The organism is Micromonospora sp. B006 (genome assembly GCF_003408515.1).
GTDB lineage: Bacteria > Actinomycetota > Actinomycetes > Mycobacteriales > Micromonosporaceae > Micromonospora > Micromonospora echinospora_A.
On sequence record NZ_CP030865.1, the window covers coordinates 4,990,082 to 5,006,504 of the forward strand.

29 protein-coding genes are annotated in these 16,423 nt (G+C 68.8%); all 29 read right to left on the bottom strand.

Features of this window, described 5'->3' with window-relative positions:
* Positions 1–834: a tRNA pseudouridine(38-40) synthase TruA gene (gene truA, locus MicB006_RS22360; RefSeq protein ID WP_116508700.1), complete on the bottom strand. Its 834-nt coding sequence runs from the start codon at positions 832–834 to the stop codon at positions 1–3.
* Between the two features lie 70 nt (positions 835–904).
* Entirely contained in the window at positions 905–1,465 is a 561-nt protein-coding gene (rplQ, locus tag MicB006_RS22365) for a 50S ribosomal protein L17 (RefSeq protein WP_030501600.1), read from the bottom strand.
* A gap of 34 nt (positions 1,466–1,499) precedes the next feature.
* Positions 1,500–2,522, bottom strand: a complete 1,023-nt coding sequence (locus MicB006_RS22370; protein ID WP_007073009.1) for a DNA-directed RNA polymerase subunit alpha — start codon at positions 2,520–2,522, stop codon at positions 1,500–1,502.
* A gap of 95 nt (positions 2,523–2,617) precedes the next feature.
* Positions 2,618–3,244, bottom strand: coding sequence for a 30S ribosomal protein S4 (gene rpsD, locus MicB006_RS22375; protein WP_073828936.1), 627 nt, complete (start codon positions 3,242–3,244; stop codon positions 2,618–2,620).
* 14 nt (positions 3,245–3,258) lie between these two features.
* On the bottom strand, positions 3,259–3,666 hold the full coding sequence (gene rpsK, locus MicB006_RS22380) for a 30S ribosomal protein S11 (RefSeq protein WP_013288613.1): 408 nt from the start codon (positions 3,664–3,666) through the stop codon (positions 3,259–3,261).
* Between the two features lie 18 nt (positions 3,667–3,684).
* Positions 3,685–4,065, bottom strand: a complete 381-nt coding sequence (gene rpsM / locus MicB006_RS22385; RefSeq protein ID WP_013288614.1) for a 30S ribosomal protein S13 — start codon at positions 4,063–4,065, stop codon at positions 3,685–3,687.
* A 207-nt stretch (positions 4,066–4,272) separates the two neighbouring features.
* Positions 4,273–4,386: a 50S ribosomal protein L36 gene (rpmJ, locus tag MicB006_RS22390; protein ID WP_012184307.1), complete on the bottom strand. Its 114-nt coding sequence runs from the start codon at positions 4,384–4,386 to the stop codon at positions 4,273–4,275.
* A gap of 92 nt (positions 4,387–4,478) precedes the next feature.
* Entirely contained in the window at positions 4,479–4,700 is a 222-nt protein-coding gene (infA, locus tag MicB006_RS22395; RefSeq protein WP_007073013.1) for a translation initiation factor IF-1, read from the bottom strand.
* A 232-nt stretch (positions 4,701–4,932) separates the two neighbouring features.
* The gene (locus tag MicB006_RS22400) at positions 4,933–5,475 is read right to left on the bottom strand and encodes a DUF1707 domain-containing protein (RefSeq protein WP_225980455.1); all 543 of its coding nucleotides are present in this window, start codon (positions 5,473–5,475) and stop codon (positions 4,933–4,935) included.
* Between the two features lie 74 nt (positions 5,476–5,549).
* Positions 5,550–6,404 (bottom strand): type I methionyl aminopeptidase, encoded by an 855-nt coding sequence (map, locus tag MicB006_RS22405; protein ID WP_116508704.1) that lies wholly within the window; start codon positions 6,402–6,404, stop codon positions 5,550–5,552.
* Between the two features lie 96 nt (positions 6,405–6,500).
* Positions 6,501–7,154 carry an adenylate kinase gene (locus MicB006_RS22410; protein ID WP_030501603.1) on the bottom strand — a complete coding sequence of 218 codons (654 nt, stop codon included), beginning with the start codon at positions 7,152–7,154 and terminating at the stop codon, positions 6,501–6,503.
* Positions 7,155–8,483 carry a preprotein translocase subunit SecY gene (gene secY, locus MicB006_RS22415; RefSeq protein WP_073828939.1) on the bottom strand — a complete coding sequence of 443 codons (1,329 nt, stop codon included), beginning with the start codon at positions 8,481–8,483 and terminating at the stop codon, positions 7,155–7,157.
* Positions 8,484–8,719: 236 nt separating this feature from the next.
* A complete protein-coding gene (gene rplO, locus MicB006_RS22420) occupies positions 8,720–9,163 on the bottom strand; it encodes a 50S ribosomal protein L15 (RefSeq protein WP_018784561.1) in 444 nt (147 codons plus the stop codon).
* Positions 9,163–9,345 (bottom strand): 50S ribosomal protein L30, encoded by a 183-nt coding sequence (rpmD, locus tag MicB006_RS22425; RefSeq protein ID WP_073828940.1) that lies wholly within the window; start codon positions 9,343–9,345, stop codon positions 9,163–9,165. Before rpmD ends, rplO begins: the two co-directional genes overlap by 1 nt.
* Positions 9,345–9,959: a 30S ribosomal protein S5 gene (gene rpsE, locus MicB006_RS22430; protein ID WP_013288621.1), complete on the bottom strand. Its 615-nt coding sequence runs from the start codon at positions 9,957–9,959 to the stop codon at positions 9,345–9,347. The genes rpmD and rpsE overlap by 1 nt, the downstream gene beginning before the upstream one ends.
* 33 nt (positions 9,960–9,992) lie before the next feature.
* Entirely contained in the window at positions 9,993–10,370 is a 378-nt protein-coding gene (rplR, locus tag MicB006_RS22435) for a 50S ribosomal protein L18 (RefSeq protein ID WP_192900327.1), read from the bottom strand.
* Positions 10,371–10,378: 8 nt separating this feature from the next.
* Positions 10,379–10,921: a 50S ribosomal protein L6 gene (gene rplF / locus MicB006_RS22440; RefSeq protein WP_073828942.1), complete on the bottom strand. Its 543-nt coding sequence runs from the start codon at positions 10,919–10,921 to the stop codon at positions 10,379–10,381.
* 16 nt (positions 10,922–10,937) lie between these two features.
* A complete protein-coding gene (gene rpsH / locus MicB006_RS22445) occupies positions 10,938–11,345 on the bottom strand; it encodes a 30S ribosomal protein S8 (protein ID WP_073828943.1) in 408 nt (135 codons plus the stop codon).
* 98 nt (positions 11,346–11,443) lie between these two features.
* Positions 11,444–11,629, bottom strand: coding sequence for a type Z 30S ribosomal protein S14 (locus MicB006_RS22450; protein ID WP_007465272.1), 186 nt, complete (start codon positions 11,627–11,629; stop codon positions 11,444–11,446).
* Position 11,630: 1 nt separating this feature from the next.
* Positions 11,631–12,200, bottom strand: a complete 570-nt coding sequence (gene rplE, locus MicB006_RS22455) for a 50S ribosomal protein L5 (RefSeq protein WP_018784556.1) — start codon at positions 12,198–12,200, stop codon at positions 11,631–11,633.
* Positions 12,200–12,520: a 50S ribosomal protein L24 gene (gene rplX / locus MicB006_RS22460; protein ID WP_192900122.1), complete on the bottom strand. Its 321-nt coding sequence runs from the start codon at positions 12,518–12,520 to the stop codon at positions 12,200–12,202. Before rplX ends, rplE begins: the two co-directional genes overlap by 1 nt.
* Entirely contained in the window at positions 12,517–12,885 is a 369-nt protein-coding gene (gene rplN, locus MicB006_RS22465; protein WP_007073026.1) for a 50S ribosomal protein L14, read from the bottom strand. Before rplN ends, rplX begins: the two co-directional genes overlap by 4 nt.
* 97 nt (positions 12,886–12,982) lie before the next feature.
* A complete protein-coding gene (gene rpsQ, locus MicB006_RS22470; protein WP_116508706.1) occupies positions 12,983–13,261 on the bottom strand; it encodes a 30S ribosomal protein S17 in 279 nt (92 codons plus the stop codon).
* On the bottom strand, positions 13,258–13,494 hold the full coding sequence (rpmC, locus tag MicB006_RS22475; RefSeq protein WP_013288628.1) for a 50S ribosomal protein L29: 237 nt from the start codon (positions 13,492–13,494) through the stop codon (positions 13,258–13,260). Before rpmC ends, rpsQ begins: the two co-directional genes overlap by 4 nt.
* On the bottom strand, positions 13,494–13,919 hold the full coding sequence (gene rplP / locus MicB006_RS22480) for a 50S ribosomal protein L16 (RefSeq protein ID WP_007465292.1): 426 nt from the start codon (positions 13,917–13,919) through the stop codon (positions 13,494–13,496). Before rplP ends, rpmC begins: the two co-directional genes overlap by 1 nt.
* Before the next feature lie 3 nt (positions 13,920–13,922).
* Positions 13,923–14,795 (bottom strand): 30S ribosomal protein S3, encoded by an 873-nt coding sequence (gene rpsC, locus MicB006_RS22485; RefSeq protein ID WP_073828945.1) that lies wholly within the window; start codon positions 14,793–14,795, stop codon positions 13,923–13,925.
* Positions 14,795–15,244 (bottom strand): 50S ribosomal protein L22, encoded by a 450-nt coding sequence (gene rplV, locus MicB006_RS22490; RefSeq protein WP_013288630.1) that lies wholly within the window; start codon positions 15,242–15,244, stop codon positions 14,795–14,797. Before rplV ends, rpsC begins: the two co-directional genes overlap by 1 nt.
* Positions 15,245–15,284: 40 nt before the next feature.
* On the bottom strand, positions 15,285–15,566 hold the full coding sequence (rpsS, locus tag MicB006_RS22495) for a 30S ribosomal protein S19 (RefSeq protein ID WP_007073032.1): 282 nt from the start codon (positions 15,564–15,566) through the stop codon (positions 15,285–15,287).
* A 12-nt stretch (positions 15,567–15,578) separates the two neighbouring features.
* A complete protein-coding gene (rplB, locus tag MicB006_RS22500; protein WP_116508708.1) occupies positions 15,579–16,418 on the bottom strand; it encodes a 50S ribosomal protein L2 in 840 nt (279 codons plus the stop codon).
* Positions 16,419–16,423: the final 5 nt, after the last annotated feature.

The window sequence follows — 16,423 nt, forward strand, 5'->3', positions numbered from 1 at the left end:
TCAGCCCTCGGCCACCGGCACCCGCAACCGGCGGGTCAGGTCGGCCCGGCGGGCGTACTCGGCCGGGTCGGCCGGGTAGCCCACCTCGACCAGGGCCAGGCCGTGCGCGGGCGCCACCGTCACCTCGCTGGACCGCTCCCGGCGGGTCAGCAGGCCGGCCGGCCACTGGACCGGCCGCCGCCCGTCCCCGGCGACAAGCATCGCCCCCACCAGGCTGCGCACCATGTTCTGGCAGAACGCGTCGGCCTGGACGGTGGCCACCAGGATCCCGTCCGGGTCGCGCCGCCAGTCCAGCCGGGTCACCTCGCGCAGCGTGGTCGCGTTCTCCTTGCGCCGGCAGTACGCGGCGAAGTCGTGCTCGCCCACCAGACCGGCCGCGGAGGCGTTCAGCGCCGCCAGGTCCAGCGGCTTGGGCCAGGCCAGGGTGTCCCCGCGGCGCAGCGGCTCGGCGCCCCACGGGGCGTCGGTGACCCGGTACTCGTAGCGCCGGAACGTGGCCGAGAACCGTGCGTCGAAGTCGGCCGGCACCTCGGTCATGGCGCGTACCCGCACGTCCGGCGGGAGGAGCCGGGCCAGCCGGCGCAACAACCGCCCCTCGTGCTCCCGCCACACCGCGGCGGGCAGGTCGAGGTGGCAGACCTGCCCGGTGGCGTGCACCCCGGCGTCGGTACGCCCGGCCACTGTGAGGCCGGTCGCCGTGCCCGCGCCGAGCACCAGGTCCAGCGTCTGCATGAGCACGCCGGCCACCGTGCGCCGGGTCGGCTGGGGCGCCCAGCCGGAGAAGTCCGTGCCGTCGTACGAGACGTCCAGCCGCAGCCGGATCCGCTCGTCCACCTCGTACCTCCTGTCGACGGCGACGGGCCCGGCACCCCCGAGGGGATGCCGGGCCCGGTCGAGCCTGATCTCAGGCCTTGTCGTTCTCGGTGGCCTCGTCGCTGTCCTCGCGGGCGGCGGCGGTGTCACCCGACGCGGAGACCGGGGCCTCGGCGTCCTGGTCGCCCTCGCTGGAGCGCGGCTTCTCCTCGGCCGGGGCCAGGGCCTCGACCTTGTCCTGCTGCGCGGCCTTGCGGGCGGCGGTCTTCTTGTTCGCCTTCGGCTCGGCGACCTGAAGCTCCTCCACCAGCTCGATGATCGCCATCGGAGCGGCGTCACCCTTGCGCGGACCGGTCTTCACGATCCGGGTGTAGCCACCGTTGCGGTTGGCGTACCGGGGCGCGATCTGGTCGAACAGGGCGTAGACCACGTCCTTGTCCTTGACGACGCCCAGCACCCGGCGGCGCGAGGCGAGGTCGCCGCGCTTGGCCTTGGTGATGAGCTGCTCGGCCAGCGGACGGAGCCGCCGGGCCTTCGTCTCGGTGGTCTGGATCTTGCCGTGCTGGAACAGCGCGGTGGCCAGGTTGGCCAGCATCAGCCGCTCGTGCGCGGGGCTGCCGCCGAGGCGGGGGCCCTTGGTGGGCGTGGGCATGCTTGGTGCTCCTCAGGTGTGGCGGCAGCGCGGACTAGAGCTGCTCGGTCTCGCGGTAGTCGTCGGTGTCGTAGTCCGCCTCACCGAAGGCGTCCACGACGTGCGCCGGGTCGAAGTTCGGAGCCGAGTCCTTCAGCCCCAGGCCCATCCCGGCGAGCTTCATCTTGACCTCGTCGATCGACTTCTGGCCGAAGTTGCGGATGTCGAGAAGGTCGGCCTCGGTACGCCCGATGAGCTCACCAACGGAGTTGATGCCCTCGCGCTTGAGGCAGTTGTAGGAGCGGACGGTCAGGTCCAGCTCCTCGATCGGCAGGGCCAGGTCGGCCGCCAGCTGGGCGTCCTGCGGGGACGGCCCGATGTCGATGCCCTCGGCGGTCTCGTCCAGCTCACGGGCGAGCCCGAACAGCTCCACCAGCGTCGAGCCGGCCGAGGCCAGCGCGGTACGCGGGCCCATCGACGGCTTGGTCTCGACGTCGATGATCAGCCGGTCGAAGTCGGTCCGCTGCTCGACACGCGTCGCCTCGACCCGGTACGTCACCTTGAGCACCGGCGAGTAGATCGAGTCGACCGGGATCCGGCCGATCTCGGCGCCCGCCTGCTTGTTCTGCGCCGCCGTGACGTAGCCGCGACCCCGCTCGACGGTCAGCTCCATGTCGAGCCGGCCCTTGCCGTTGAGGGTGGCGAGCTTCAGGTCCGGGTTGTGCACCGAGACACCGGCCGGCGGCTGGATGTCACCGGCGGTCACGTCGCCCGGGCCCTGCTTGCGCAGGTACATGCTGACCGGCTCGTCGTGCTCGGAGCTGACGCACAGCTCCTTGATGTTCATGACGAGCTCGACCACGTCCTCCTTGACCCCGGGGATCGTGGTGAACTCGTGCAGCACACCGTCGATCTTGATCGAGGTGACCGCCGCACCGGGAATGGAGGACAGCAGCGTACGCCGCAGCGAGTTGCCCAGCGTGTAGCCGAAGCCGGGCTCCAGCGGCTCGATGGTGAACCGGGAGCGGGTCTCGTTGATCGACTCTTCGGAGAGAGACGGTCGCTGGCTGATGAGCATCTTTTCTCTTCTCTTCCGGGGCGCCCGCTATTTGACGCCCACGACACAACTGTTCCGGTGGCCCGCCCCGAAGGACGGGCCACCGCAACGAGCCCTTACTTGGAGTAGAGCTCGACGATCAGCTGCTCCTGGACCTGGGTGTCGATCACCTGGCGGGCCGGGAGCGAGTGCACGAGGATCTTCATCTGGCTCGGGATCGCCTCCAGCCAAGCCGGAACGGTCCGCGAGCCGGCCTCACCCTGCGCCACGAGGAACGGGGTGAGCTCCTTGCTCTTCGCACGCACCTCGACGATGTCGTGCTCCTTGACGCGGTACGACGGGATGTCGACCTTCTTGCCGTTCACCGTGAAGTGGCCGTGCTTGACCAGCTGACGGGCCATGTCCCGGGACTTGGCGTAGCCGGCCCGGTAGACCACGTTGTCCAGCCGCGACTCGAGGATCTGCAGCAGGACCTCGCCGGTCTTGGCCTCCTTGCTCACGGCCTCTTCGTAGTAGCCGCGGAACTGCTTCTCCAGCACGCCGTAGACACGACGGGCCTTCTGCTTCTCACGAAGCTGGAGCAGGTACTCCGTCTCCTTCGTGCGGCCGCGGCCGTGCTGCCCGGGCGGGAACGGCCGGGACTCGAACGGGCACTTCGGGCCATCGCACTTGCTGCCCTTGAGGAACAGCTTCATCTTCTCCCGCCGGCAACGGCGGCAGTCAGCACCGGTGTAACGAGCCATCTCTCTCTAACCTCTCAGACCCGGCGACGCTTCGGCGGACGGCAGCCGTTGTGCGGCTGCGGCGTGACGTCGGAGATCTGCCCGACCTCGAGGCCCACTGCCTGCAGCGAACGGATGGCGGTCTCCCGGCCGGAGCCGGGACCCTTGACGAACACGTCGACCTTGCGCATGCCGTGCTCCATCGCGCGACGCGCGGCGGCCTCGGCGGCGAGCTGCGCGGCGAACGGAGTCGACTTGCGGGAGCCCTTGAAGCCCACCTGGCCGGAGGAGGCCCAGGAGATGACCGCACCGGTCGGGTCCGTGATGGACACGATGGTGTTGTTGAAGGTGCTCTTGATGTGCGCCTGCCCGTGGGCGACGTTCTTGCGTTCCTTGCGCCGGACCTTCTTGACGGCGGCTCCGGCACGAGCCTTCGGTGGCATAAGTCTGTGCGCTCCTAGTTACTTCTTGCCGGGCTTCTTCTTGCCGGCCACGGTCCGCTTCGGGCCCTTCCGGGTCCGCGCGTTGGTCTTGGTGCGCTGACCACGCACGGGCAGACCGCGGCGGTGCCGGATACCGGCGTAGCAGCCGATCTCGACCTTGCGGCGGATGTCAGCGGCGACCTCGCGGCGCAGGTCGCCTTCAACCTTGTAGTTGCCCTCGATGTGGTTCCGGAGCTCGACGAGCTCCTCGTCCGTGAGGTCCCGAACGCGCTTGTCCGGCGAGATGCCGGTCGCGGCGAGCGTCTCCAGGGCGCGGGTGCGACCGACCCCGAAGATGTAGGTGAGCGCGATCTCCATCCGCTTCTCGCGGGGGAGATCCACGCCGACTAGACGTGCCATGTGCGGGCGTACTCCTCGTGATGTGTGGCGGAGGTGTGGACCCGTCCCACCCCGCTACCCGACCGTCCCTGTCCTTCCGGCGACGAACGCCGGCGACCGGGATGGGTCGCTGCCCGAGCGGGCCCCGGCCTCCGACCGGGGGTCAACCACGAGGGGTACGCGCTGCGCACCGACCGCGGCTGGGACGAGTTGGTGATGTGTGGGGCGTCAGCCCTGGCGCTGCTTGTGGCGCGGGTCGGTGCAGATGACCATGACCCGGCCGTGCCGGCGGATCACCCGGCACTTGTTGCAGATCCTCTTGACGCTCGGCTTGACCTTCACGGTTGCCTTACTTCCCATCTGGCCCGGAGGCGCGACGCAGCGCGACCCGGACGTCGAAGACGGACACGGGAACGTCCCGGCCGCCGTCAGGCTTACTTGTAGCGGTAGACGATGCGCCCGCGGGTCAGGTCGTACGGCGAGAGTTCGACGACGACCCGGTCCTCCGGCAGGATGCGGATGTAGTGCTGCCGCATCTTGCCGCTGATGTGAGCCAGCACCTTGTGACCGTTCGCGAGCTCCACCCGGAACATGGCGTTCGGCAGGGGCTCGATGACCCGACCCTCGATCTCGATGGCTCCGTCTTTTTTCGGCATGTACTCCGCTGTCCTGACGTCGGTTACTCCGGACGGCCCACAACGTCTTACACGGGAGAACTGACCAAGATCAGGAAACCCGCGCCAGCCGCGGCTCCGACTCCCACCGAAGCGCAGGGTGGGCATGGCGGAGTGGACGCTGTGCGCCGATCTGAAAGTGTACGCCGACCCGCGCGCGCTCGCCAAACCGACCGGCGCAACTGTCACCCGCAGGACGCGGATATGACGCAGCTCACGTCTCCGGCAGCTCGCGCTTCGCCTGGCGACGCGCCTCCCGCTCGACCTGCTTGCGCCGCCGGCGCTCGACGTCCTTCTCCGGCGCCCCGTGCGCCAGCCCCTGAATCGTCTGGTAGAGCACCACGGCGCCCCACGGGCCCAGCACCCAGATCGGCCAGTAGTCGTCGACCTCGAACTCGCCCTCACCCAACTGGGAGACGAACCAGATCGCGGTGAGGATCAGGGCCACCTTCAGCCAGGGCCCCCACACCCCCAGCAGCCAGGCGTTGCGCGCGCTCACGGCCGCCTGGTCCCGATCGGCGACCCGGCTCTTTCCGGGCACGCGCGGAGCCGGCAGCGAGCTCTCCGCCGGCCGGGGACCGGGCAGGTCGGTCAGCAGCTCGTCCAGCTCGCCGTAGGTCTTCGCCCCGTACGCCTGACGCAGCCGATCGTCGTACTCACCCAGGTCGAGCCGGCCCTCGGCCAGCGCGGCGCGAAGCCGCTCCGCGGTGGCCTCCCGGTCCGCGTCGGCCGCCCGCATCCGGTTGCGCTCATCCATGGGAACCAGCATGGCACCCCATGGCGAAGGCGGCACGGCGTGTGCCGGTCATCCGGACGGGTCGAGGCACCGGCTCAGACCGCTGGAGAGTCGACAGACGTCTGCCGGGCGGTCACCAGGTCGCCCAGGCGGCCCCGTCCGCCGTCCTCGGCCGTGAGCACCCACACGCCGTCGTCCAGCAGCGCCATCGAGTGCTCCACGTGCACCGCCATCGAGCCGTCCCGGGTCACCACGGTCCAGCCGTCGGCCATCTCGACGGTACGCGGCGAACCCATGGTGATCATCGGCTCGATGGCGAGCGCCAGGCCGGGAACCAGCCGCGGGCCCTTGCCGGGACGACCGTGGTTGAGCACGTGCGGGTCCTGGTGCATCTCGGTGCCGATGCCATGACCGCCGTAGCCGTCGACAATGCCGTACCGGCCGCCCTTGCGGACCGCGCTCTCGACCGCGTGGGAGATGTCGGTGAGCCGGCCCTTGCCCGAGGCCGCCCCGCGCGCCGCCGCCGCGATCCCGGCCCACATCGCGTCCTCGGCCACCGCCGTCATCCTCAGCAGCGCCGGGTCGACCTCGCCGACCGGCACCGTGACGGCCGCGTCGCCGTGCCAGCCGTCCAGCACCGCGCCACAGTCGATCGAGATCAGGTCACCCTCGCGCAGCACCTGCTGAGCCGACGGGATGGCGTGCACCACCTGCTGGTTCACCGAGGAGCAGATCGACGCCGGGAAGCCGTGGTAGCCCTTGAAGGACGGCACCGCGCCGGCCTCGCGGATCGTCGACTCGGCGATCGCGTCCAGGTCGGCCGTCGACACGCCCGGCGCCACCGCCTCGCGCATCCGGCGCAGGGCACTGGCGACGACCAGACCGGCGGCCCGCATCAGCTCGATCTGCTCGGGGGTCTTCAGCTGGATGTCCAGCTGGTGACGGCGCATGGTGGCGTTACCTTTCGTCGCGCGTACGCGGAGCAGCGGGGCACGTCGCACGTACCCCGCTGTTCGCACTCTATCCGCCGGGTGGCGGGTGGGACCTCAGCCGCCGTACGACCGCAGCGCGTCGATGGCGCGGACCGTGACGTCCTCCACCGGGCCGGTCGCGTCGATGCCGACGAGCTTGCCCTGGGCGCCGTAGTAGTCGACGAGCGGCGCGGTCTTCTCGGCGTACTCGCGCAGCCGGGCGGCGATGGTCTCCGGCTTGTCGTCGTCCCGCTGGAACAGCTCCGCGCCGCAGCGGTCGCAGATGCCCTCCCGGCTGGTCGCGTCGAACTCGACGTGCCAGATCTTGCCGCAGCCCCGGCACGTGCGCCGGCCGGACAGCCGCCGGATCACCTCGTCGTCGTCGACGACCAGCTCCAGGACCAGGTCCAGCGCGGTGCCGAGGTCGGCGAGGAGCTTGTCCAGCGCGGCGGCCTGCGGAGTGGTCCGCGGGAAGCCGTCGAGCAGGAAGCCCTCGCTCGCGTCCGGCTCGGCGAGCCGGTCACGCACCATGTTGATGGTGACCTCGTCCGGGACCAGCTTGCCGGCGTCCATGTACCGCTTGGCCTCGACTCCCAGGGGCGTGCCCTGGGAGACGTTCGCCCGGAAGATGTCACCGGTCGAGATCTTCGGCACCGAGAGGTGCGCGGCGATGAACTCCGCCTGTGTGCCCTTGCCCGCGCCCGGCGGGCCAACCAGAACGAGTCGCATCTACCGCAGGAACCCTTCGTAGTTCCGCTGCATGAGTTGGCTTTCGATCTGCTTCACGGTCTCCAGACCGACGCCGACCATGATCAGCACAGCGGTGCCGCCGAACGGGAAGTTCTGGAACTGCTGGTTGTCCAGCCAGATGAAGAAGAAGTTCGGCAGGATCGCGACGATGCCCAGGTAGAGCGCGCCCGGCAGGGTGATCCGGCTGAGGATGAAGTCGAGGTACTCGGCGGTCGGCTTGCCGGGGCGGATGCCCGGCACGAAGCCGCCGTACTTCTTCATGTTGTCCGCGACCTCGGTCGGGTTGAACGTGATCGACACGTAGAAGTACGTGAAGAAGATGATCAGCAGGAAGTAGATCGCGATGTGCTCCGGCGCGCTCGCCTTCACGATGTGGTTCTGGATCCACGCCTGGACCTTGCCCGGGTCGTTCTGATCGAAGAACTGGAGCGCGAGCTGCGGCAGGTAGAGCAGCGACGAGGCGAAGATGACCGGGATGACGCCGGCCTGGTTCACCTTGAGCGGGATGTAGGTCGAGGTGCCGCCGTACATCCGCCGGCCGATCATGCGCTTGGCGTACTGCACCGGGATGCGGCGCTGCGCCTGCTCGATGAACGTGACAGCGGTGATGACCACGAGCACCAGGGCGATGACGAGGAGGAACATCCCCCAGCCCTTGGTGGTCTTGATCTTCCAGCCCTCGCTGGGGAGGCGAGCCGCGATCGAGGTGAAGATCAGCACGGACATGCCGTTGCCGACGCCCCGGTCGGTGATCAGCTCACCGAGCCACATCACCACGCCGGTGCCGGCGGTCATGGTCATGACCAGGATGGTCAGCGTCAGCCAGTCCGGGATGCCGGTGCCCTGGGGCACGATCGGGAACTGGTCGCACTGGTTGTTGAACAGCTGGCCGGAGCGGGCCAGCGCCACGAAGGCCGAGGCCTGCAGGACGCCCAGGCCCAGCGTCAGGTAGCGGGTGTACTGCGTGATCTTGGCCTGACCGGCCTGGCCCTCCTTGCGGAGCTGCTCCAGGCGCGGGATCACCACCGTCAGCAGCTGCAGGATGATCGACGCGGTGATGTAGGGCATGATGCCCAGCGCGAAGACCGAGAGCTGGAGCAGCGCGCCACCGGAGAAGAGATCCAGCAGGTTGAGCACGCCGGTGCTGCCACCCTGGATGGTGTCGAGACACTTCTGCACGTTGCCGTACGAGACGCCCGGGCTGGGCAGCGTGGCGCCCAGCCGGTAGACCGCGATGATGCCTACTGTGAACAGCAGCTTCTTGCGCAGGTCAGGCGTACGGAACGCACTGAGAAAGGCGGACAGCAACTTCTTCCTCCTGCGCGACGCGGGCCGCCGTGACGAATCCTGGCGGGGCGGGGTGGTGTGCCGGGCGGCGTGCCCGGAATCCATGGCTGGGAACGGACTCTAACAGTCCGACCCCGGTCCGGGCAGATGTGCCCGGCTACATAAACCGAATCCGATGTTACCCGGCGCACACGTGGCCGGTAGACCATGGCGCCCGCCCAGTTGCGAACAACTGAGCGGGCGCCATGAACATCGCCTTACAGCTCGGTGACCGAGCCACCGGCGGCGGTGATCTTCTCCTTGGCCGACGCGCTGAACGCGTGCGCCGAGACCTGGAGAGACACGCCACCGAGGTCGCCGGTGCCGAGCACCTTGACCGGGTGACCCTTGCGGACCGCGCCGGCCTCGACCAGCTCGACCGGGCCGACCTGGCCGCCGTTCGGGAACAGCTCGGCCAGCCGGTCCAGGTTGACCACCTGGAACACGACCTTGAACTTGTTCTTGAAGCCCTTCATCTTCGGCAGGCGCATGTGGATGGGCATCTGCCCACCCTCGAACGCCGGCGAGATGTTCTTCCGGGCCTTCGAACCCTTGGTACCGCGACCGGCGGTCTTGCCCTTCGAGCCCTCACCACGACCCACGCGGGTCTTGTCGGTCTTGGCACCAGGGGCCGGACGCAGGTGGTGCACCTTGATCGTCATTACTCGACCTCCTCGACCTTCACGAGGTGGTTGACCGTGAAGATCATGCCGCGGATCTCCGGCCGGTCCTCCTTGACCACCACGTCGTTGATCCGCTTGAGACCGAGCGAACGCAGCGAATCACGCTGGTTCTTCTTGGTCCCGATCACGGACCGGAGCTGGGTGACCTTCAGGCGTGCCATCAGGACGCCACCCCCGCCCGCGACGCCAGCATGGCGGCCGGCGCGACGTCCTCGACCGGCAGACCACGACGGGCCGCGACCTGCTCCGGGGACTCGAGTCCCTTCAGGGCAGCCACCGTGGCGTGCACGATGTTGATCGGGTTGGACGAGCCGAGGCTCTTGGAGAGCACGTCGTGGATGCCTGCGCACTCCAGCACGGCACGCACCGGGCCACCGGCGATGACACCCGTACCGGCGGAGGCCGGCTTGAGCAGCACCACACCGGCGGCGTCCTCGCCCGTGACCGGGTGCGGGATCGACTGACCGATCCGCGGCACCTTGAAGAAGTGCTTCTTGGCCTCCTCGACACCCTTGGCGATCGCCGCGGGCACCTCCTTGGCCTTTCCGTAGCCCACACCGACGGTGCCGTCGCCGTCGCCCACGATCACGAGGGCGGTGAAGCTGAAGCGACGACCACCCTTCACGACCTTGGCGACGCGGTTGATCGCGACGACCCGCTCGAGGTGCGGGGTCTTCTCGACGGGCGCGTTTCCGCGGCCGCCCTCACGGCGGTTGTCGCGGCGACCACCCTCGTTGCCACCGGACCCGCCGCCACGGCGCTGTTGACCTGGCATCAGCAGCCTTCCTTCTCTCTCGTGACGGGGTTTCTAGAACTCGAGCCCGGCTTCGCGGGCGGCGTCGGCAAGCGCGGCGACACGCCCCGCGTACCGGTTGCCACCGCGGTCGAAGACGACCTTCGAGACGCCGGCGGCCTTGGCACGCTCGGCGAGCAGGGCGCCGACCTTGCCGGCCAGGGCGCTCTTGTCGCCCTCGGTGCCGCGCAGCGAGGCGTCCATGGTCGAGGCCGACGCCAGGGTGTGACCCTTGGTGTCGTCCACGACCTGGGCCACCATGTGCCGCAGGGAGCGGGTGACGACGAGGCGGGGACGCTCGGCGGTGCCGCTGACGTTCTTGCGGACCCGGAAGTGCCGACGCGCACGCCCGACGGCACGCTTGGCGGCGACGCCGCGGCGGCGCTTGAGCAGCGTGGCGCTCACTTCTTACCTGCCTTTCCAGCCTTGCGGCGGATGACCTCGCCCTGGTACTTCACGCCCTTGCCCTTGTAGGGCTCCGGCGGGCGGATCTTCCGGATGTTGGCGGCGACCTCACCGACCTGCTGCTTGTCGATGCCGGCCACGTGGAACAGCGTCGGCTTCTCCACCGTGAAGGTGATGCCGTCCGGCGCCTGCACCAGGACCGGGTGCGAGAACCCGAGCGCGAACTCCAGGTCCTTGCCCTTGGCGGTCACGCGGTAACCGGTGCCGGCGATCTCCAGGCTCTTGCGGTAGCCCTCGGTCACGCCGACGATCATGTTGGCCACCAGCGTCCGGCTCAGGCCGTGCAGCTCCTTGGCCTTGCGCTCGTCGTTGGGCCGGTTGACGTGCAGCTCGCCGTCCTCGCCCCGCTCCGCCGTGATCGGCTCGGCCAGTACGTGGCTCAGCTCGCCCTTGGGGCCCTTGACCTTGACGGTCCGGCCGTCGATCGTGATGTCGACGCCGGCAGGCACCGGGATCGACTTACGTCCAATACGCGACATTTCTACCTGTCTCCCGTTACCAGACGAAGGCGAGGACTTCCCCGCCAACGCTCCGCTTGCGGGCCTGCCGGTCGGTGAGCAGCCCCTGGGACGTCGAAATGATCGCCACGCCCAGCCCGCCGAGCACCCGCGGGAGCCCGTCCGACTTGGCGTACACCCGGAGACCGGGCTTGGACACGCGCTTGATGCCGGCCAGGCTCCGCTCGCGGTTCTGGCCGTACTTCAGCTCGACGACCAGTCGCTTGCCGACGGCACCCTCCTCGGGCTCCTCGACCGACCAGGTGGCGATGTAGCCCTCGGCCTTGAGGACCTCGGCGATGTTCGCCTTGATCTTCGAGTACGGCATCGTCACCTGGTCGTGGTACGCCTGGTTGGCGTTACGCAGACGCGTGAGCATGTCTGCGATCGGGTCGGTCATCGTCATGAAAACTCGTCAACCTTTCTCGCCGGGGTTCCCCGGGCCAGGCCCGGGGCCTACGGCGAAGAGACAGTTCAGCTGACGCGCCGGAGCGCGCCGGGCTATTACCAGGAAGCCTTGGACACGCCGGGCAGCTCACCGCGGTGGGCCATCTCCCGGATGCACACCCGGCAGAGACCGAACTTGCGGTAGACCGCCTTCGGACGCCCGCACCGCTGGCAGCGGGTGTACGCGCGAACCGAGAACTTCGGCTTCGCGGCCGCCTTGATGATCAGCGCCTTCTTGGCCATCTCAGTTCTCCTTGAACGGGAAGCCCAGGAGCTTGAGCAGCGCCCGGCCCTCGTCGTCGGTCGTGGCGGTCGTGACCACCGTGATGTCCATGCCCCGCTGGCGATCGATCTTGTCCTGATCGATCTCGTGGAACACCGACTGCTCGGTCAGACCGAACGTGTAGTTGCCGTGCCCGTCGAGCTTGCGCCCGTCCAGGCCGCGGAAGTCGCGGATACGCGGCAGCGCGATCGAGAGCAGCCGGTCCAGGAACTCCCACATCCGGTCGCCGCGCAGGGTGACCTTCGCGCCGATCGGCATGCCCTCGCGGAGCTTGAACTGCGCGATGGACTTGGTGGCCCGCCGGACCTGCGGCTTCTGGCCGGTGATGGTGGCCAGGTCGCGAACGGCCCCGTCGATCAGCTTGGCGTCGCGAGCGGCCTCGCCGACACCCATGTTGACGACGATCTTGACCAGCCGCGGCACCTGCATCGGGTTGGCGAACTCGAACTGCTTCTGCAGCTCGGCCACCACCTCGTTGCGGTACCGCTCCTTGAGGCGCGGCAGAGTCTTGGTTTCGGTAGCCGTGGTCATCAGAGGTCCTTACCGGTGCTACGCGCGATGCGGACCTTCTGGCCGTTGTCGTCGATCCGGTAGCCGACGCGGGTCGGCTTGCCTTCGGAGTCCAGGACCATCACGTTCGAGACGTGGATCGGGGCCTCCTGGGTGACGATGCCACCGGTCTTGGCGCCACGCTGGGTGGTGCTGATACGGGTGTGCTTCTTGACCCGGTTCACGCCCTCGACCAGGACCTTGTCCTGCCGCGGGTAGGCCGCGATGACCTTGCCCTTGGCACCCTTGTCCTTGCCGGCGATGACGACGACCGTGTCGCCCTTCTTGACCTTCACGGTCACAACACCTCCGGCGCGAGAGAGATGATCTTCATGAACCGCTTGTCCCGCAGCTCCCGGCCCACCGGGCCGAAGATGCGGGTACCGCGCGGGTCCCCACCGTCCTTGATGATGACGGCGGCGTTCTCGTCGAAGCGGATGTACGACCCGTCCGGCCGCCGCTTCTCCTTGGCGGTCCGAACGACGACGGCCTTGACGACGTCGCCCTTCTTCACACCGGCACCGGGGATCGCGTCCTTGACGGTGGCCACGATGACGTCGCCGATGCTCGCGTAGCGCCGACCGGAGCCGCCGAGCACCCGGATGCACAGGATCTCCCGGGCACCCGTGTTGTCGGCGACGCGCAGTCGCGACTCCTGCTGAATCACGTCTATCTCCTATGTCTGCCGGTTCTCCGGCCGCTCGGGGCGGCCGGAGCCTGGCGGAACCTGCGCCCGACCGAGACCGGCCGAGCTCGAGCCTTCGCTACTTGGCCTTCTCGAGGATCTCCACGAGCCGCCAGCGCTTGGTGGCGGACAGCGGCCGGGTCTCCATGATCAGGACCCGGTCACCGATGCCGGCCGAGTTCTGCTCGTCGTGGACCTTCAGCTTGCGCGTACGGCGCATGATCTTGCCGTACAGCGCGTGCTTGACCCGGTCCTCGACCTCGACCACGACGGTCTTGTCCATCTTGTCGCTGACCACGAGGCCGTCGCGAACCTTGCGGGCGGCCGGCGCGGCGGCGGTGGTGGTGTTCTCACTCATGATGCAGTCACCTCAGTCGGCGCGGCCGAGAGACCCAGCTCACGCTCACGCATGATCGTGTAGATCCGGGCGATCTCCCGACGGATGACCTGCAGCCGCCGGTTGTTGTCCAGCTGCCCGGTTGCGGCCTGCACGCGGAGGTTGAACAGCTCCGCCTTCGCCTCGCGCAACTTCGTGACCAGCTCCTCCTCGGAGAGCTCACGCAGCTCGGAGGGCTTGACGCCAGCTGCCATCAGGATTCACCCACTTCGCGCGTAACAATGCGGCACTTCATCGGGAGCTTGTGGATCGCGCGACGCATCGCCTCTCGCGCGATCTGCTCGTTGGGGAAGGACATCTCGAAGAGGACCCGCCCCGGCTTGACGTTGGCGACCCACCACTCGGGCGAACCCTTACCGGAACCCATCCGGGTCTCGGCCGGCTTCTTGGTGAGGGCCTGGTCCGGGAAGATCGTGATCCAGACCTTGCCGCCACGCTTGATGTGACGGGTCATCGCGATACGCGCCGACTCGATCTGGCGGTTGGTCACGTACGCCGGCTCGAGAGCCTGGATCCCGAACTCGCCGAACACCACCCGGTTACCACCCTTGGACGCGCCACTGCGGTCCGGGTGGTGCGGCTTGCGGAAGCCCTTCGGGGGCTTGCGCGGCATCAGCATCTGTCAGCCCTCCTGCTGCGTTTCTGCCGGCTGGGTCGTGGCCGCTGCCACGGCGCCGGCGTCGACCGGCTCACCGGCCGGCGTCTCCGCCTGCTGCGCGATGGTCGTCGCGGCAGCCCGGCCGGCCTCGGTGCCACCGGCGGTCGTACCGGACGAGCCCGAGCGGCCACGGCGCGGCCGGTCCGGCCGGTCGCCACGGTCGCGGCGCGGGCCGCGCGACGGGGCGGCCTCGGCCGGGGCCTCGCGGCCCGGGACGGCGTCGCCCTTGTAGATCCAGACCTTCACGCCGATCCGGCCGAAGGTGGTACGGGCCTCGAAGAAGCCGTACTCGATGTTGGCCCGCAGCGTGTGCAGCGGAACCCGGCCCTCGCGGTAGAACTCGGTCCGGCTCATCTCGGCGCCGCCGAGACGGCCCGAGACCTGAACCCGGATGCCCTTGCAGGCGGGGTTCTTCATCGCGGACTGCATCGCCTTGCGCATGGCCCGACGGAAGCTGACCCGGCTGGACAGCTGCTCGGCAACGCCCTGGGCGACCAGCTGCGCGTCCGACTCGGGGTTCTTGACCTCGATGATGTTCAGCTGGACCTGCTTGCCGGTGAGCTTCTCCAGCTCGCCGCGGATCCGGTCGGCCTCCGCACCCTTACGGCCGATGACGATGCCCGGCCGGGCGGTGTGGATGTCGACGCGGACCCGGTCCCGGGTGCGCTCGATGTCGACCTTGGAAATGCCGGCGCGCTCGAGGCCCTTGGACATCATGCGGCGGATCTTGACGTCCTCGCCGATGTAGTCCTTGTAGAGCTTGTCCGCGAACCAGCGGGACTTCCAGTCGGTCGAGATGCCGAGCCGGAACCCGGTCGGGTGAACCTTCTGACCCATTACTCGGCACCCTCCGTCGTGCTCTGCTCCTCAGCCGCCGGCTTGGCCGGAGCGGCCTTCTTCGCCGACTTCTTCGGCGTGGCCGCCGCGACCGCCTCGACCGCCACGGTGATGTGGCAGGTGCGCTTGCGGATCCGGTACGCCCGGCCCTGCGCACGCGGCCGGAACCGCTTCATGGTCGGGCCCTCGTCGACGAACGCCTCGCTGACGAGCAGCGCGTCGGGGTCCAGCCGCTCGTTGTTCTCCGCGTTGGCGATCGCGCTCGCGAGCACCTTGTACACCTGCTCGCTCGCAGCCTGCGGCGCGAACTGCAGCACCGTGAGAGCCTCCTTCGCGGGCAGGCCGCGGACGAGGTTGACCACCCGGCGCGCCTTCATCGGCGAGATGCGCACGTGCCGCGCAACCGCCCGCGCGCCCGGAAGCACCGGAGCGTCGCCCTTTCCTGGCATCGCTGTAACCCCTTGTTCCTCTATCCGTATGCCCGCGGCGTCAGCGCCGGCGGCTCTTCCGGTCGTCCTTCTCGTGACCCTTGAACGTGCGGGTCAGCGCGAACTCGCCGAGCTTGTGCCCGACCATGGCCTCGGTCACGAAGACCGGGACGTGCTTACGTCCGTCGTGCACGGCGATCGTGTGACCCAGCATCTCCGGGATGATCGTCGAGCGGCGCGACCAGGTCTTGATGACGTTCTTCGAGCCCTTGTCGTTCTGCGTCTCCACCTTCTTGAGCAGGTGGTCGTCGACGAACGGGCCCTTCTTCAGGCTGCGAGGCATGTCTTATCTCCCTCAGCCGCGCTTACGCGTGGCGTAGCGGCGGCGGACGATCAGCCGGTCGCTCGGCTGGCCCTTACGACGGGTGCGGCCCTCGGGCTTACCCTGCGGGTTGACCGGGTGGCGACCACCGGAGGTCTTACCCTCACCACCACCGTGCGGGTGGTCGACCGGGTTCATCGCGACACCACGGACGGTCGGGCGCTTGCCCTTCCACCGCATACGGCCGGCCTTACCCCAGTTGATGTTCGACTGGTCGGCGTTGCCGATCTCGCCGATGCTGGCGCGGCAGCGCACGTCCACGCGCCGGATCTCACCGGACGGCATACGCAGGGTCGCGTACGCGCCCTCACGGCCGAGCAGCTGGATGCCGACGCCGGCCGAACGGGCCAGCTTGGCGCCGCCGCCCGGACGCAGCTCCACGTTGTGGATGGTGGTACCGACCGGGATGTTGCGCAGCGGCAGGTTGTTACCCGGCTTGATGTCGGCGCCCGGACCGGACTCGACGCGGTCGCCCTGCTTCATGTCCTTCGGCGCGAGGATGTAGCGCTTCTCGCCGTCGGCGTAGTGCAGCAGCGCGATGCGCGCGGTGCGGTTCGGGTCGTACTCGATGTGGGCGACCTTCGCCGGCACGCCGTCCTTGTCGACCCGCTTGAAGTCGATCAGACGGTACTGGCGCTTGTGACCGCCACCCTGGTGCCGCGTGGTGATCCGGCCGTGGGCGTTGCGTCCGCCCTTCTTCGGCAGCGGAGCCAGCAGCGACTTCTCGGGCGTCGACCGGGTGATCTCGGCGAAGTCGGCAACGCTCGAGCCACGCCGGCCCGGCGTCGTCGGCTTGTACTTACGGATAGCCATTGTCT